The following is a 15,944-nucleotide window of genomic DNA, read 5'->3' as shown; positions in this document are numbered from 1 at the left end:
TTCCAGCTCACACCAAGCCGCGCGACGGCTTCGAATCACCTGATTTGGTTGGTCATTTCACCGTCGGGCGCCGCCTACAGCGACTTACCAGATAACTGGTAATCAACTTACAGCCGATTCGGGCCCGATTGAGTTGACCCATTCCCGCCCCGAATGTGAGCATCGAAACACGCGGCGGGGCATGCCTCTTCATTTGGGGCGCCCAGATTTTCTCCCGCTGCGGGGCCCCAGCCGAATTCGCCCGCGGGGCAACGGAAACGAGCACTGCGCCGTGCCGTTCCCGCCTGGCAGTCGACGAAAGGTGACGTTCGGATGGCCCGCAATCACCGCATCGCGGACTGGAATCCAGAGGACCCGGAGGCCTGGGAGGCGGGCAACAAGAAGATCGCCCGCCGCAACCTGTTTTGCACCATCGCCGGCGACCACGTCGCCTTCTCGGTCTGGACGCTCTGGCCGGTCATGGCGTTGTTCATGCCGGAGCACGTCTACGGCTTCTCCGCCGGCGACAAGCTGCTGCTGGGCGCCGTCGCCACGCTGGTCGGTGGCCTGGCCCGGATCCCCTACACCCTGGGCATCGCCACCTTCGGCGGCCGTTACTGGACCGCGTTTTCGGCGTTCGTGCTGCTGATCCCCACCGTCGGCACGATCGTGTTGCTCGCCAACCCCGGCCTTCCGCTGTGGCCCTTCGTGGCGTGCGCCGCCCTGACCGGGCTGGGCGGCGGCAACTACGCGGCTTCGCTCGCCAACGTCAACGCCTTCTATCCCCAGCGGCTCAAGGGCTCGGCACTGGCAGTCAACGCCGGCGTCGGCAACCTCGGGGTGGCGGTGATCCAGCTGGTCGCGCTCCTGGTGCTGGCCACGGCCGGACACGAGGCGCCGTATTGGGTGTGCGCGGTGTACTTGGTCGCGCTGGTGGTCGTCGGGCTCGCGGCCGCGCTGTTCATGGACAACGTCAGCCACGGCACCGAGCTGAACACGATGCGCTCGATCCTGTTCGAGCGTGACACCTACGTGATCTCGCTGCTCTACATCTGCACCTTCGGCTCCTGGATCGGCTTTTCCTTCGCCTTCGGCCAGGTGATGCAGGTGAACTTCCTGGCCAACGGGGAAGGCGCCAGGCACGCGGCGCTGCACGCCGCGCAGGTGGCCTTCATCGGCCCCCTGCTGGGCTCGCTGGCCCGCATCTACGGCGGCCGGCTGGCCGACCGCAAGGGCGGCAGCCGGGTCACGCTCGGCGTGCTGGCCGGCATGACGCTCGGTGCCGGGCTGCTGGTCGTCATCAGCACCATCGACGATCACACCGCCGGGGACCGCTCGACCAGCATGATCGGCTACGTCATCGGCTTCATGGTGCTGTTCGTCCTGTCCGGGATGGGCAACGGTTCGGTGTTCAAATTGATCCCCTCGGTGTACGAGGCGCGCAGCCGCGCCCTGCCGATGGGCGAGGACGAGCGGCGCCACTGGGCGCGCGCCAAGGCGGGGGCGTTGATCGGCATCTGCTCCGCGGTGGGTGCGCTGGGCGGCGTGGGCATCAACCTCGCGCTGCGCCAGTCCTACCTGGCCACCGGGGAGGAGACGTCGGCATACTGGGCGTTCCTTGCTTCCTACGTCGTGTCCGCGATCGTCACCTGGTCGGTGTACGTGCGCCGACCCGTGCCACCCACCGAGGCGGTGGACGGTGAGACGGCAGGCGCGCTGGCGCGCGTGTGAGCGCGCCCTCATGGTGGGCAATGCGCAAGCAATTGCCAGGTAACGCAACCGAAATCTGACAGGCATACACAGGTGATATGGGCCAGCCGGACTCCCCGCCGCTGACGGGTTACCGCATCGCGGTAACGTCCGCCCGGCGCTCCGAGGAGCTGTGTGCGCTGCTCAGCCGCCATGGCGCCGAGGTGTGCAGCGCGCCGGCGATCAACATGATCGCGCTGCCCGACGACGACGAATTGCACCGTAACACCGAGGCATTGATCGCCGAGCCACCCGACGTCCTCGTCGCGCACACCGGCATCGGCTTCCGCGGGTGGCTGGCCGCAGCCGAGGGGTGGGGGCTGGTCAACCCGCTCCTCACCGCGCTGTCATCGGCCCGCATCGTCTCGCGCGGGCCGAAGGCCACCGGCGCACTGCGCGCCGCCGGCCTGCACGAGGAGTGGTCCCCGGAATCCGAGTCGTCGCAGGAAGTCCTGGAATACCTGCTCCACTCGGGAATGGCCGGGCTGCGGGTGGCGGTCCAGCTGCACGGCGCCGCCGACGCGTGGGATCCCTTCCCGGAGTTCCTCGGCGGGTTGCGCCTGGCGGGCGCCCAGGTGGTGCCCGTCCGGGTATACCGCTGGAAGCCAACGCCTTTGGGCGGCACGTTCGATCAGCTCGTGACGGGCATCGCGGCGCGGCAGTTCGACGCGGTCACCTTCACGTCGGCGCCGGCGGCGGCGGCGGTGCTCGAACGCGGCCGCGAGCTCGACATCGAGGACCAACTGTTGGGCGCCTTGCGCAGCGACGTGCACGCGATGTGCGTCGGCCCGGTGACGTCCAAACCGTTGATCCGCAAAGGCGTGCCCACGTCATCGCCGGAACGAATGCGGTTGGGCGCCTTGGCCCGTCACGTCGCCGAAGAGCTGCCGCTGCTGGGTTCGTGCACCGTGCAGGCCGCCGGCCACACGGTCGACATCCGCGGCACCTGCGTGCTGGTGGACGGCTCGATCAAGGTGCTGTCGCCCTCGGGTATGGGAATTCTGCGCGCGCTGGCGAAACGCCCCGGCGACGTCGTCCCCCGCGGCGACCTGTTACGCGCGCTGCCCGGCAACAGCAACGACCCGCACGCCGTCGACACCGCCGTGCTGCGGCTGCGAACGGCCCTGGGCGACAAGAACATCATCGCGACGGTGGTCAAGCGTGGCTACCGGCTCGCGACCGAGCAACGGGCGGACGCCTCATGGCGCTGATCCTGGTCGCGCACGGCACCCGCCGGCCGGAGGGTGTGGCGATGGTCGAACAGCTTGCCGCGCAGGCAAGCTCGTTGATCGGACGCCCGGTGGAGGTCGCGTTCGTCGACGTGTTGGGGCCCACCCCCAGCGAGGTGCTGTCGCGGGCGAAGGCCACCGGCCGGCCCGCCATCGTGCTGCCCGCGTTCTTGTCGCGCGGCTACCACGTCCGCGCGGACCTGCCGGCCCACGTCGGCCTCAGCGGGCACCCCAACGTCATCGTCACCCCCGCCCTGGGCCCCAGTGGCCAGATCGCCCGGATCGTCGGCGACCAATTGCTCAAATGCGGTTGGCGCCCGGGTGATTCGGTAATCCTGGCGGCGGCGGGAACATCGGATGTCAAAGCGCGCACCGACCTGCACACCACCGCGACGCTGGTGTCGGCGCTCACCGGGTCACGAGTGAGTCTGGCCTTCGCGGCCACCGGGGATCCGCAGCTGCCCGAAGCGGTGGACGAGGCGAGACGCCACGCCCGCCGCACCAACGCGCGCGTCGTGGTCGCCTCCTACCTGCTGGCCGACGGCCTGTTCCAGGAGAGGCTGCACGCCTGCGGCGCCGATCTGGTCAGCCAGCCGCTGAGCACCCATCCGGGCCTGACACGCCTGATCGCCAATCGATTCCGCCGGGCCATGCCGCCGGTGCTGGCCCCCACCGCCCGGCACGCTTCGCGCCGCTCGAGCGCCCAGCGGTTGGTGCACGACCGCATCGTGCGGCCGAATCCGGCGGCCTGAAGGCGCCGATCGCCGAGGCGCGCCGACGCCCGCGACGCTTGATCTTTGGCCCGATTCCGACGATCCTGGCACCATGCCCCGTCGCGAAGAGCCGTCGCGTGGGCTCCTCGACCCGGTCGCCAAGATGCTGCGGTTGCCCTTCGGCACACCGGAATTCATCGACCGGATCGTCACCGGCGGGGCGAATCAGGTGGGCCGTCAAACGCTGCGCATGCTGATCACCACCTGGGACGCCGCCGGCGGCGGCCCGTTCGCCGCCAGCGCGATCGCCTCCACCGGGATGGCCAAGACCGCCGAAACCGTGCAGAGCATGTTCGTCGGGCCGGTGTTCGGCCCGCTGCTCAAGCTGCTGGGGGCGGACAAGGCCGCCACGCGGGCCTCGCTGTGCGCCTCGCAGCTGGTGGGCCTGGGCATCCTGCGCTACGGCATCCGCTCGGAGCCGCTGCATTCGATGTCGGTCGACGCGCTCGTCGACGCGATCGGCCCGACGATGCAGCGCTACCTCGTCGGCGACATCACCCGTTAGGCGGCGATCCGGCCGACCTGGACGAAGCCGTCGTCGGTGACACGCGCCGGGTACACCGGCACCGAGAAGTTCGGATCGTCCAGGCATTCACCGTCTTCCAGTGAGAAGGCCTGCTTGAGGATCGGCGATTGGACCGTCACCCGGCCCCCGCGGTCCCCCACGATCCCGCGCGAGAGCACGGCCGCGCCGGAGAACGGGTCGACGTTGCCCACCGCGTGCACCGAGCCGTCGTCGAGCCGGAACAGCGCCGCCTGGGATCCGTCGTCGAGCAGCACGCCGACGCCCCGCCCCGGAATCAGGCGGTCGTACTCGCAGGCCGTCGTCCACACCGCAATGTCGTTGAGAAGTGTCATGATTCCTCTCCAGCTCCCGTACGGATCTTCGGCATCCCGATGGAAACGGGGATCTTGCGCCCGGCGTGCTCGGTGAATTCCACCGTCGAGTCGACCTCGTCCGGGGCGTTGACGAATGAGACGAACCGCGACAGCTTGTCGGGGTCGTCGAGCACGCCCTTCCATTCACACTTGTAGTTCTGCACGTGCCGCTCCATCGCGGCCTCGAATTCCTCGGCCAGGCCCAGCGAGTCCTCGCACACGACCTCGCGCACATGGTCGAGGCCGCCCTCGAGCGAATCGACCCACGGCGCCGTGCGCTGCAGCCGGTCGGCCGTCCGGATGTAGTACATGATGAACCGGTCGACATAGCGGACCAGCGTCTCGGTGTCCAGGTCGCTGGCCAACAGCTGGGCGTGCTTGGGTGTCATGCCGCCGTTGCCGCCGACGTAGAGGTTCCAGCCCTTCTCGGTGGCGATGACGCCGACGTCCTTGGAGCGCGCTTCGGCGCACTCGCGCGCGCAACCCGAGACGCCCATCTTGATCTTGTGCGGCGCCCGCAGACCCCGGTACCGCAACTCCAGATCGATGGCCAGCTGCACCGAATCCTGCTGCCCGTAGCGGCACCAGTCGGTGCCGACACAGCTCTTCACGGTGCGCAGCGCCTTGCCGTAGGCGTGGCCCGACTCCATGCCGCCCTCGACCAGCCGGCGCCAGATCTCCGGCAGCTGGTCCACCCGCGCGCCGAACATGTCGATGCGCTGACCGCCGGTGATCTTGGTGTAGAGCCCGAAGTCCTGCGCGATCTGGCCGATCAGGATCAGGTGCTCGGGTTTGATGTCACCGCCGGGCACCCGCGGCACCACCGAGTAGCTGCCGTTCTTCTGGATGTTGGCCAGGAAGTGGTCGTTGGAATCCTGCAGCGAGGCCTGCTCGCCTTCCAGGATGTGCTCCGAGCCGGTGGAGGCCAGGATGGAGGCGACCACGGGTTTGCAGATGTCGCAACCCTTTCCGCGGCCGAAGCGCTCCAGGAGGCCGGAGAACGTCCGGATCTCGGTGGCCGAGATGATTTCGAATAGCTCGGCCCGCGACTGGCTGAAGTGCTCGCACAACGCCTTGGACTGCTCCACGCCCTCGGCTTCGAGCAGCTGCTTGAGCAGGGGCACGCACGAACCGCACGACGTGCCGGCCGCGGTGCACGACTTGAGCGAGGGCACGTCGGCGCAGCCGTCGGCGATCGCGCACTTCAGATCGCCCTTGGTGACGTTGTTGCACGAGCAGATCTGCGCGGAATCCGGCAGCGCGCCGATCCCGAGCGCCGGAGCCTCGCCGGAGACCGGGGCGATCAGCGCGAGCGGATCCCCTGGCAGCTCGCTTCCGACCATGGGCCGCAGCACCCCGTACGCCGAGGCGTCGCCCACCAGGACGCCGCCGAGCAGGGTCTTGGCGTCGTCGGACAGCACCAGCTTGGCGTAGGTCCGCTTGACCGCGTCGTTGATGGCGACCTCGAGGCAGTTCTCCGTCACCCCCATCGCATCGCCGAAGCTGGCGACGTCGACGCCGAGCAGCTTGAGCTTGGTGGACAGGTCCGCCTCGCCGAACTCCGCGGCACCGTCCAGCAGGCGGTCGGCCACCACTTCGGCGGAGGTGTAGCCGGGCCCCACGAGGCCGTAGCACCGGCCCTGGATCGCGGCGACCTCGCCAACCGCGTAGATGTCCGGATCGCTCGTGCGGCAAGCCAAGTCGGTGAGCACGCCGCCGCGCTCGGCAAGCTCCAGCCCTGCGGCCCTGGCCAGCTCGTCGCGCGGCCGGATGCCGGCCGCGAAGATGACCAGCCCGGCGTCGATAACGTCGCCATCGGTCAGGCGCACCCGCACCGACGACGCCCCGTCGGGATGGTCGATCGCTTCGATCGACTCCGTGCCCGTGCCCACGTGCACCGCGATGCCCAGGTCGCCGACCATCTTGGCCAACAACGCGCCGCCGCCCTCATCGATCTGCTGGGCCATCAAGCGCGGCATCATCTCGACGACGTGTGTCCGTAAGCCGAACTGGCGCAGCGCATTAGCGGCTTCCAGGCCTAGCAGGCCACCGCCGATGACCACGCCCGCCGGGGAGCGGCCGGCTTCCGCCGTGCGCTGTGCGTCGGCGCGGATGGCGTCGAGATCGTCGAGCGTGCGGTAGACGTGGCACGCCGCCAGGTCGTGGCCCGGCACCGGGGGGACGAAGGCGTAGGACCCGGTGGCCAACACCAACGTGTCGTAGCCGCACCGCTGCCCGTCGGCCGTCACCACGGACTTCGCTTCCCGGTCGATCTCGGTCACCCGCGCGTTCAAGACCAACCGAACCCGATCGTCACCCGCGTAGTCGTTGCCCGGCAGTGCCAACAGCTTGCGGTCCCAGCTTTCGGTGTACGAGGTCAGGCCGACTCGGTCGTAAGCCGCGTCCGCCTCCTCGGCGAAAACCGTGATGCGCCAGAGGCCCTCGGTGTCGCGCGCCCGGAGCGCCTCGACCAGCCGGTGCCCCACCATGCCGTGCCCGACCACGACGATGTGACCGCCCGCACAGTGCGCACGCGAAATCCCGTCTGCAGCCATGGCTTTGAGATTAGCGGCGAGAAATTACCGCGATTTCGCCCAATGTGACGGTCCTATGACGAGGATCTCACAACTCACAGGGAGCCTTGTGAATATTCGTTCGCCCAAGGCGAACGCCTAGGTGGAACTTAAGCGTGGTCGACTCATGTTTTTCCTTACAGCCGGCCGGAAGGGCGCCGGACACAGCAAATCCACAACAAAGCTCAAGGAAGTACAAGGAGATCCCGATGAGTAACCTCGCCTTGTGGTCGCGACCGGCCTGGGACACCGACCGATGGTTGCGCGACTTCTTCGGCCCCGCCGCCGCGACGGACTGGTACAAGCCCGCTACCAGCGGATTCAACCCTGCCGCCGAGGTCGTCAAGGACGGCGACGACGCGATCGTACGCGTCGAGCTTCCCGGCGTTGACGTCGAGAAGGACGTCAACGTCGAGGTCGACCGCGGCCGCCTCGTGATCCACGGCGAACGCCGCGACGAGCACGGGGAAGAAAAGGACGGGCGGACCCTGCGCGAGGTGCGTTACGGGTCGTTCCGCCGGTCGTTCCGGCTGCCCACCCACGTCACCGGGGACGCCGTCACGGCGTCGTACGACGCCGGGGTGCTGACGGTGCGAGTCGCCGGCGCGTACGCCGGGAGCCAGGCGCAGCGGATCGCGATCAACAAGTAACAGGTGGACAACGGTTCCGGCGAGGCGTGCGCCGCGCCGGAACCGTTGTCTCCCAGTGCTTTTCTCCGGTCACACCGGCGGCGGGTGGGCGGCACCGGCCCGGCCGACCGCGAGCCGCGGCCGCGCGGCGGCGGCCTACCCACGAGCGCGGGCCGCGGACACACAAGAAAGTAAGGAAGCGAGTCGGCTGACGCCGGGCTGTGCCGTGGATAGGATCGGAAGCGTACTGTGATCCGCAACACCGCCCGCCCGAGGAGATCCCCGGTGACACTTCCTACCGGCACTACTGAACTCGCCGAACTTCACGACCTCATCGGCGGCCTGCGGCGGTGCGTCGGCTCCCTGAGGAATCGCTACGGCGACAGCCCGGCGATGCGGCGCATCGTCATCGACGCGGACCGCATCCTGTCCGACGTCGAATTGCTCGACACCGACGTGTCCGTGCTGGACCTGACGCGGGCCACCGTGCAGCATTCCGGCGAGAAGATCGTCATCCCCGACACCCAGTACGACAGCGAATTCTGGCGCGACGTCGACGACGAGGGTGTCGGGGGTCACAGCAGGTACTGACAACCCAAGCCCCCCGAAAAATGAGGGGGTGCTCTCTGTGTACCCTTCGACCAACAGCCCGTTCGAAGAGGAACACTAGATGAGCGCACCCACGGCGAACCGTCCTGCGTCAGGTGTCTTTTCACCCACGCGCGCCAGCATCCCCCAACGGACCCTACGCACCGACCGGTGGTGGATGTCGCCGCTGCGGATCGACCTGGGCTTCGCGGCGTTCGTCATCTACGCGACGGTGCGCGCGTTCCAACGCGACTACTTCTTCGTCCCGAAGTACCACTACCTGACCCCGTTCTACTCGCCGTGCGTGAGCAAGGCGTGCGGGGCGGCCGGCGACTTCTGGCCGCAGGTCCTGCCGGACGTCTGGTGGCTGCCCTACGCGGCGCTGACACTGCCGTTCCTGCTCTTGTTCCGGCTGACCTGCTACTACTACCGCGGCGCCTACTACCGCACGGTGTGGCAGTCGCCCAGCGCCTGCGCGGTGGCCGAGCCCCGCGTCCACTACACCGGCGAGACCCGGCTCCCGCTGATCATCCAGAACAGCCACCGGTACTTCTTCTATATCGCCGGCATCATCTCGGTGATCAACACCTACGACGCGATCATCGCGTTCCACTCGGACAGCGGACCCGGCGGCTTCGGCTTCGGGCTGGGCAACGTGATCATGGTGGGCAACGTCGTCATGCTCTGGGTTTACACGCTGTCCTGCCACTCGTGCCGGCACGTGACCGGCGGACGGCTCAAGCACTTCTCCAAGCACCCTGTGCGGTACTGGATCTGGACCCAGGTCAGCCACATCAACACCCGGCACAAGCTGTACGCGTGGATCACGCTGGGCACCCTGATGCTCACCGACTTCTACATCGCACTGGTGGCCGGCGGCGCCATCCCCGATTTGAGATTTGTTGGCTGACAGGCCATCTGAGGAAAACCAGAATTTAGCGAGGGTTTCATGGTTGAGGTCGAGCGGCACGCCTACGACGTAGTCGTCATCGGTGCCGGCGGCGCTGGGCTGCGTGCGGTCATCGAGGCGCGCGAACGCGGCCTCAAGGTCGCGGTGGTGTGCAAGTCGCTGTTCGGCAAGGCCCACACGGTGATGGCCGAGGGCGGCTGCGCGGCGTCGATGGGCAACACCAATCCGAAGGACAACTGGAAGACCCACTTCGGCGACACGATGCGCGGTGGGAAGTTCCTCAACAACTGGCGGATGGCCGAACTGCACGCGAAGGAGGCACCGGACCGCGTCTGGGAGCTGGAGACCTATGGCGCGCTGTTCGATCGCCTCAAAGACGGCAAGATCAGCCAGCGCAACTTCGGCGGGCACACCTACCCGCGGCTGGCGCACGTCGGTGACCGCACCGGGCTGGAACTGATCCGCACCATGCAGCAGAAGATCGTCTCGCTGCAGCAGGAGGACCACGCCGAGGTCGGCGACTACGAGGCGCGCATCAAGGTGTTCGCCGAGTGCACCATCACCGAACTGATCAAGGACGGTGACGCGATCGCCGGGGCTTTCGGCTACTGGCGCGAGACGGGCCAGTTCGTCCTGTTCGAGGCGCCCGCGGTGGTCCTGGCCACCGGCGGCATCGGCAAGTCGTTCAAGGTCACCTCGAACTCCTGGGAGTACACCGGCGACGGGCACGCGCTGGCGCTGCGGGCGGGTGCGTCGCTGATCAACATGGAGTTCGTCCAGTTCCACCCGACGGGCATGGTGTGGCCGCCCAGCGTGAAGGGGATCCTGGTCACCGAGGGCGTTCGCGGCGACGGCGGGGTGCTGAAGAACTCCGACAACAAGCGGTTCATGTTCGACTACATCCCGCCGGTGTTCAAAGGCCAGTACGCCGAGACCGAGCAAGAGGCCGACCAGTGGCTCAAGGACAACGACTCGGCCCGCCGGACCCCCGACCTGCTGCCCCGCGATGAGGTCGCGCGCGCGATCAACTCGGAGGTCAAGGCCGGCCGCGGCAGCCCGCACGGCGGCGTGTTCCTGGACATCGCGTCCCGGTTGACGCCCGAGGAGATCAAGCGGCGGCTGCCGTCGATGTACCACCAGTTCAAGGAGCTGGCCGGCGTCGACATCACCAAGGAACCGATGGAAGTCGGACCCACCTGCCACTACGTGATGGGCGGCGTCGAGGTGGACGCCGACACCGGTGCGGCGACCGTCCCGGGCCTGTTCGCGGCCGGCGAGTGCTCCGGCGGCATGCACGGCTCCAACCGGCTGGGCGGCAACTCGCTGTCGGACCTGCTCGTCTTCGGGCGGCGGGCCGGCCTGGGCGCGGCCGACTACGTGCGCGCGCTGAGCAGCCGCCCGACCATCTCGGCCGAGGCCGTCGAGACGGCGGCGAAGCGGGCGCTGTCCCCGTTCGAGGGACCGGCCGACGGCGCCGCGGCGGAGAACCCCTACACGCTGCAGCTCGAGCTGCAGCAGTCGATGAACGACCTGGTGGGCATCATCCGCAAGGCCGACGAGGTCTCCGAGGCGCTCTCCCGCCTGGACAAGCTGCGGGAGCGGTTCAAGAACATGCACGTCGAGGGCGGTCGCCAGTACAACCCCGGCTGGAACCTCGCCATCGATCTGCGCAACATGCTGCTGGTCAGCGAATGTGTGGCCAAGGCCGCGCTGGAGCGCACCGAGAGCCGCGGCGGCCACACCCGCGACGACCACCCGTCGATGGATTCGGGCTGGCGCAAGGTGCTGCTGGTCTGCCAGGCCGCCGGCGGCGACGAGGTGATTCCCGACATCAGCATCACCCGCAAGGACCAGGTGCCGATGCGGCCGGATCTGCTGGAGCTCTTCGAGATCTCCGAGCTGGAGAAGTACTACACCGACGACGAGCTGGCCGAGCATCCAGGACGGAGAGGCTAATGACCTACAACGCGACCATGCGTGTGTGGCGCGGTGACGATGCCAGCGGCGCGCTGCAGGACTTCACGGTTGAGGTCAACGAGGGCGAGGTGGTGCTCGACATCATCCATCGCCTGCAACAGACCCAGACGCCGGACCTCGCGGTGCGGTGGAACTGCAAGGCGGGCAAGTGCGGCTCCTGCTCGGCGGAGATCAACGGGGTGCCGCGGTTGCTGTGCATGACCCGGATGTCCACGTTCGCCGAGGACGAGGTGGTGACGGTGACGCCGTTGCGGACGTTCCCGGTGATCCGGGACCTGGTCACCGACGTGTCCTTCAACTACGAGAAGGCGCGCGAGATCCCGTCCTTCAAGCCCCCCAAGGACCTGCAGCCGGGCGAGTACCGGATGGCGCAGTCCGACGTGCAGCGTTCACAGGAGTTCCGTAAGTGCATCGAGTGCTTCCTGTGCCAGAACGTCTGCCACGTGATCCGCGATCACGAGGAAAACAAGAAGGCGTTCGCCGGCCCGCGTTTCTTCATCCGCCTCGCCGAGTTGGAGATGCACCCGCTCGACACCGCAGACCGGCGGGATCTGGCGCAGGACGAGGCGGGTCTCGGATATTGCAACATCACCAAGTGCTGCACCGAGGTCTGCCCGGAAAACATCAAGATCACCGACAACGCCATCATCCCGATGAAAGAGCGGGTCGCCGGTCGCCGCTACGACCCGGTGGTCTGGCTGGGCAACAAGCTGTTCCGGCGCTGAGGCGTTAGCGCGCCCGGCACACCGGGTATCCGCATATCACCCTGTCGGGCCCGAGCCCGACGGTCTGCCCCCAACCGAAAAGCAGTGTGGACGATATGCGAGAAACCACCAGCGTCAACGAAATTCGAACCGCGATCCGGGAGATGTCCGCGCGCGCTGATCTTGCGCGCAAGGAAGGCCGCCCCGACGACGCCGCCGAGATCGAGCGGCGGATCGCCGGCTACCGGGCCGAGCTCAGCCGCCGACCCTAGCCCGGTCAGGCGCCGAGGCGCCGGAACGCGCTGCGGTGGAAGACGATCGGCGCCACCTCGGCGTCGATGGTCACCTCGTTGACCCGCAGCACCACGATGGTGTGATCCCCCGCCGGAATCAGCTGCTCGACCGCGCTTTCCAGCCACAGGCCGGTGCCCTTGATGAACACCGCCCCGCTGTCGCTGGACACCGTCTCCAGACCGGCGAACCTGTCCCCGGTCTTGGCGGCCAGCGTCCGCGCCGCCTCATCATGAGCCTCGCCGAGCACGCTGATGCCCAGCATCGGCAGGTCTTTGAGCTTGGGCCACGTCGTCGACGTGTTCTGCACACAGAACGACACGAGCGGCGGGTCCAGCGACACGGGGACGAAGGTGCTCGCCGCGAGGCCCTCCCGGGTGCCCCGGACCTCGGCGGCGATGGCGACCACCCCCGACGGGAAGTGGCCGAAGGCCTCTCGAAGTGTCGACGGTGTCAGCTTCTTGTTCGAGTTCACCGGAATTCATTCGCCCCTTGAGCCAAGAACGGGATTCTCGTACCCGACCCTACCTGGCGAATATCCGTGCGCTGAAGCCACATCGGGGTGCGCGCGCAGCCTGCTCTTCCAGGCGTTGCGGCCGTAGACGGAGAAGATCGGATCCGACGGGTCGACCACCCGGCCGGCGCGTGCCCGCAGCTCGGCCGGCAGCGTCAGCACCGGGATCCGCGCGTCCAATCGGGGGTTGAAGAAATAGGGTACCGAGACCCGGTCGGCCTGCTGCGCGTCTAGGGTCACCCGGTGCTCGGTGGCCCGCAGGTAACCGGCAGTGGCCACCTCGAGCAGTTCGCCGATGTTGACGACGAAGGCGCCGTCGACGGGCGGCACGTCGATCCAGTCCGGGGTTCCCGGGCGGCGCACCTGCAGACCCCGGCTGCCCGGCTCGGCCAACAGCAGCGTGAGCACCCCGGCGTCCTTGTGCGGGCCCACCCCCTGCGGCGAGGCGGCGCTCCGCGGGTAGCGCACGATCTTGATCAGCGTGGCGGGCGTTTCGGCGAAAGCGGGGTCGAAGACGTCCGGCGGACTTCCCAGGGAGGCCGCCCAGTGCCGGAGCAGCGTGCGTGCCACCGCGGACAGCGCCGCGTCCCACTCGGCGACTATGCCCGGCAGTTCGGGCAGCGCGGCCGGCCACTGATTGGGTCCCTGCAACCACAGGTAGTCCGGCTTACCCGGTCCCCCGACGGGTGCCCGCTCCGGTCCGATATCGATCTGCTCACGCCAGTCCGTCTGGCCCTGGGTTAGTTCGCCGCCCAACCGGGTGTAGCCGCGGAAGTGCGGGCTGCGCACCATGGCGACCGCGTCCTTCTCGGCCTGGGGCAGCTCGAACAGCCGCCGCGCCACTCCCAGCAGCCTGCGGGTGAGCTCGTCGGGGACGCCATGGCCGGTCAGGTAGAAGAAGCCCACCTCGTGCGCGGCCTCGCGTAACCCCCGCCGCAACGGGGGCGCCGACGTGCGCAGATCCACGACGGGCAGGGTGGTGGTGCATCCCATAGTTTGAGATCCGTTTCGCTATCTCCGCAGGTCAGAGTCGCCGCACGGGCTTCCCAACCGGTTGGTTAATTAGACGATGAAATCTAGCTCACATTGACTTGCGTTGAACTAACCGAGAGCGATATTTTAACGGTGTTACTGGTGGGTAACTTAGACCTAGTACCCAACCATTCGAGTGGCATTCTCAACGAGGAGGAACCGTAGTGAGCCACTACAAGAGCAACGTCCGTGACCAGGTGTTCAACCTGTTCGAGGTCCTGGGCGTTGAGAAGGCTTTGGGCGCCGGCGACTACAGCGATCTGGATGTCGACACCGCCCGCGAGATGTTGTCGGAGATCAGCCGGCTGGCCGAGGGGCCCATCGCCGATTCGTTCGTCGAGGGCGACCGCAATCCGCCGGTCTTCGACCCGAAGACCCACTCGGTGACGCTGCCGGAGTCGTTCAAGAAGTCCGTCCGCGCCGTCACCGAGGCCGGTTGGGACAAGGTCGGCATCGACGAGGTCCTGGGCGGCATGCCGATGCCCCGGGCGCTGGTGTGGGCGCTGCACGAGCACCTGCTGGGCGCCAACCCCGCCGTGTGGATGTACGGCGGCGGTGCCGGCTTCGCCAACATCCTGTACCACCTCGGCACCGAGGAGCAGAAGAAGTGGGCCGTGATCTGCGCCGAGCGCGGCTGGGGCTCCACGATGGTGCTCACCGAGCCGGACGCCGGTTCCGACGTCGGCGCCGGGCGGACCAAGGCGATCAAGCAGGACGACGGCTCCTGGCACATCGACGGCGTGAAGCGGTTCATCACCTCCGCGGACTCCGGTGACCTGTTCGAGAACATCTTCCACCTGGTGCTGGCCCGCCCCGAGGGCGCGGGTCCGGGCACCAAGGGCCTGTCGCTGTTCTTCGTGCCGAAGTTCCTGTTCGACTTCGAGACCGGCGAGCTGGGTGAGCGCAACGGCGTCTTCGTCACCAACGTCGAGCACAAGATGGGCCTGAAGGTGTCGGCCACGTGTGAGCTGTCCTTCGGCCAGCACGACGTGCCCGCCAAGGGCTGGCTGGTCGGCGAGGTGCACAACGGCATCGCGCAGATGTTCGAGGTCATCGAGCAGGCCCGCATGATGGTCGGCACCAAGGCCATCGCGACCCTGTCGACCGGCTACCTGAACGCGCTGGAGTACGCCAAGTCCCGCGTGCAGGGCGCCGACATGACGCAGATGACCGACAAGACCGCTCCGCGGGTGACCATCACGCATCACCCCGACGTGCGCCGGTCGCTGATGACCCAGAAGGCCTACGCCGAGGGTCTGCGTGCGCTGTACCTCTACACCGCGACCTACCAGGACGCGGCGGTTGCCGAGGCGGTGCACGGTGTGGACGCCGAACTGGCCGTCAAGGTCAACGACCTGATGTTGCCGGTGGTCAAGGGTGTCGGTTCCGAGCAGGCCTACGCCAAGCTGACCGAGAGCCTGCAGACCTTCGGCGGGTCTGGCTTCCTGCAGGACTACCCGATCGAGCAGTACATCCGCGACGCCAAGATCGACTCCCTCTACGAGGGCACCACGGCCATCCAGGCGCAGGACTTCTTCTTCCGGAAGATCATCCGCGACAAGGGTGTGGCCCTGGCCCACGTGTCGGGCGAGATCCAGAAGTTCGTGGACAGCGAGTCGGGCAACGGCCGGCTGAAGTCCGAGCGCGAGCTGCTGGCCAAGGCGCTGGCCGACGTGCAGGCGATGGCGGCCACGCTGACCGGTTACCTGATGGCGGCGCAGGAGGACGTGACCAGCCTCTACAAGGTGGGCCTGGGATCGGTGCGCTTCCTGATGAGCGTCGGCGACCTGGTCATCGGCTGGTTGCTGCAGCGTCAGGCCGCGGTGGCGGTGCAGGCGCTGGACGCTGGCGCCAGCGGCGACGAGCGGTCCTTCTACGAGGGCAAGGTCGCGGTGGCTTCGTTCTTCGCGAAGAACTTCCTACCGCTGCTGGCCGGCACCCGTGAGGTGATCGAGACGCTGGACAACGACATCATGGAGCTCGACGAGGCCGCCTTCTAGGCCACCTCCGAGATGATGAGCAAAACCCCGCTCCCGAAATGGGAGCGGGGTTTTTATCTGGCGCTCCCGGCGCCAAAAAAGGCCGCCGCTGGATCCCCTCACTCCAGCGGCGGCCCT

The 15,944-nt window shown here is 67.7% G+C and carries 15 protein-coding genes; 11 read left to right on the top strand and 4 right to left on the bottom strand.

The features are described from left to right. Window positions 1-312 precede the first annotated feature (312 nt). The 4 genes from A5692_RS12505 (at window position 313) to A5692_RS12490 (ending at window position 4,235) form a co-directional block, all read left to right on the top strand. A complete protein-coding gene (locus A5692_RS12505; RefSeq protein WP_068056388.1) occupies window positions 313-1,710 on the top strand; it encodes an MFS transporter in 1,398 nt (465 codons plus the stop codon). 77 nt (window positions 1,711-1,787) lie between these two features. Next, window positions 1,788-2,939 carry a uroporphyrinogen-III synthase gene (locus A5692_RS12500; RefSeq protein WP_068056387.1) on the top strand — a complete coding sequence of 384 codons (1,152 nt, stop codon included), beginning with the start codon at window positions 1,788-1,790 and terminating at the stop codon, window positions 2,937-2,939. Further along, window positions 2,930-3,709, top strand: a complete 780-nt coding sequence (locus A5692_RS12495; RefSeq protein WP_068056384.1) for a sirohydrochlorin chelatase — start codon at window positions 2,930-2,932, stop codon at window positions 3,707-3,709. The genes A5692_RS12500 and A5692_RS12495 overlap by 10 nt, the downstream gene beginning before the upstream one ends. Window positions 3,710-3,782: 73 nt before the next feature. Then, on the top strand, window positions 3,783-4,235 hold the full coding sequence (locus tag A5692_RS12490) for a hypothetical protein (RefSeq protein ID WP_068056383.1): 453 nt from the start codon (window positions 3,783-3,785) through the stop codon (window positions 4,233-4,235). Here A5692_RS12490 and nirD read toward each other — a convergent pair. Both nirD and nirB read right to left on the bottom strand, forming a co-directional pair. Beyond that, window positions 4,232-4,588 (bottom strand): nitrite reductase small subunit NirD, encoded by a 357-nt coding sequence (gene nirD, locus A5692_RS12485; protein ID WP_068056381.1) that lies wholly within the window; start codon window positions 4,586-4,588, stop codon window positions 4,232-4,234. The genes A5692_RS12490 and nirD overlap by 4 nt on opposite strands. Next, a complete protein-coding gene (gene nirB / locus A5692_RS12480; protein ID WP_082962641.1) occupies window positions 4,585-7,164 on the bottom strand; it encodes a nitrite reductase large subunit NirB in 2,580 nt (859 codons plus the stop codon). The genes nirD and nirB overlap by 4 nt, the downstream gene beginning before the upstream one ends. A 227-nt stretch (window positions 7,165-7,391) precedes the next feature. Here nirB and A5692_RS12475 point away from each other — a divergent pair, with 227 nt between their 5' ends. From A5692_RS12475 to A5692_RS29465, 6 genes are all read left to right on the top strand, one after another. After that, a complete protein-coding gene (locus A5692_RS12475; RefSeq protein WP_068056379.1) occupies window positions 7,392-7,832 on the top strand; it encodes an Hsp20/alpha crystallin family protein in 441 nt (146 codons plus the stop codon). 264 nt (window positions 7,833-8,096) lie between these two features. After that, window positions 8,097-8,402, top strand: a complete 306-nt coding sequence (locus A5692_RS12470) for a hypothetical protein (RefSeq protein WP_068056378.1) — start codon at window positions 8,097-8,099, stop codon at window positions 8,400-8,402. A gap of 79 nt (window positions 8,403-8,481) precedes the next feature. Next, window positions 8,482-9,309, top strand: coding sequence for a hypothetical protein (locus tag A5692_RS12465; RefSeq protein WP_068056376.1), 828 nt, complete (start codon window positions 8,482-8,484; stop codon window positions 9,307-9,309). Window positions 9,310-9,348: 39 nt separating this feature from the next. Next, entirely contained in the window at window positions 9,349-11,265 is a 1,917-nt protein-coding gene (locus tag A5692_RS12460) for a fumarate reductase/succinate dehydrogenase flavoprotein subunit (protein ID WP_068056374.1), read from the top strand. Next, window positions 11,265-12,011, top strand: coding sequence for a succinate dehydrogenase/fumarate reductase iron-sulfur subunit (locus tag A5692_RS12455; RefSeq protein WP_068056373.1), 747 nt, complete (start codon window positions 11,265-11,267; stop codon window positions 12,009-12,011). The genes A5692_RS12460 and A5692_RS12455 overlap by 1 nt, the downstream gene beginning before the upstream one ends. 95 nt (window positions 12,012-12,106) lie before the next feature. Further along, window positions 12,107-12,262, top strand: coding sequence for a hypothetical protein (locus A5692_RS29465; protein ID WP_197514438.1), 156 nt, complete (start codon window positions 12,107-12,109; stop codon window positions 12,260-12,262). Between the two features lie 5 nt (window positions 12,263-12,267). On the opposite strand, the gene A5692_RS12450 is transcribed toward A5692_RS29465, so the two are convergent. Together A5692_RS12450 and A5692_RS12445 are read right to left on the bottom strand one after the other, a co-directional pair. Continuing rightward, window positions 12,268-12,756 (bottom strand): flavin reductase family protein, encoded by a 489-nt coding sequence (locus A5692_RS12450; protein WP_068056371.1) that lies wholly within the window; start codon window positions 12,754-12,756, stop codon window positions 12,268-12,270. 6 nt (window positions 12,757-12,762) lie between these two features. Then, on the bottom strand, window positions 12,763-13,788 hold the full coding sequence (locus A5692_RS12445; RefSeq protein WP_068056369.1) for an isopenicillin N synthase family oxygenase: 1,026 nt from the start codon (window positions 13,786-13,788) through the stop codon (window positions 12,763-12,765). Window positions 13,789-13,991: 203 nt separating this feature from the next. On the opposite strand from A5692_RS12445, the gene A5692_RS12440 reads away from it, so the two are divergent. Continuing rightward, window positions 13,992-15,827, top strand: a complete 1,836-nt coding sequence (locus tag A5692_RS12440) for an acyl-CoA dehydrogenase (RefSeq protein ID WP_068056367.1) — start codon at window positions 13,992-13,994, stop codon at window positions 15,825-15,827. Window positions 15,828-15,944: the final 117 nt, after the last annotated feature.

This window comes from Mycobacterium sp. E342 (assembly GCF_001667665.1).
Lineage (GTDB): Bacteria > Actinomycetota > Actinomycetes > Mycobacteriales > Mycobacteriaceae > Mycobacterium.
Note: the sequence above shows the minus strand (reverse complement) of the source record. Positions and strands in the feature narration are given on the sequence as shown.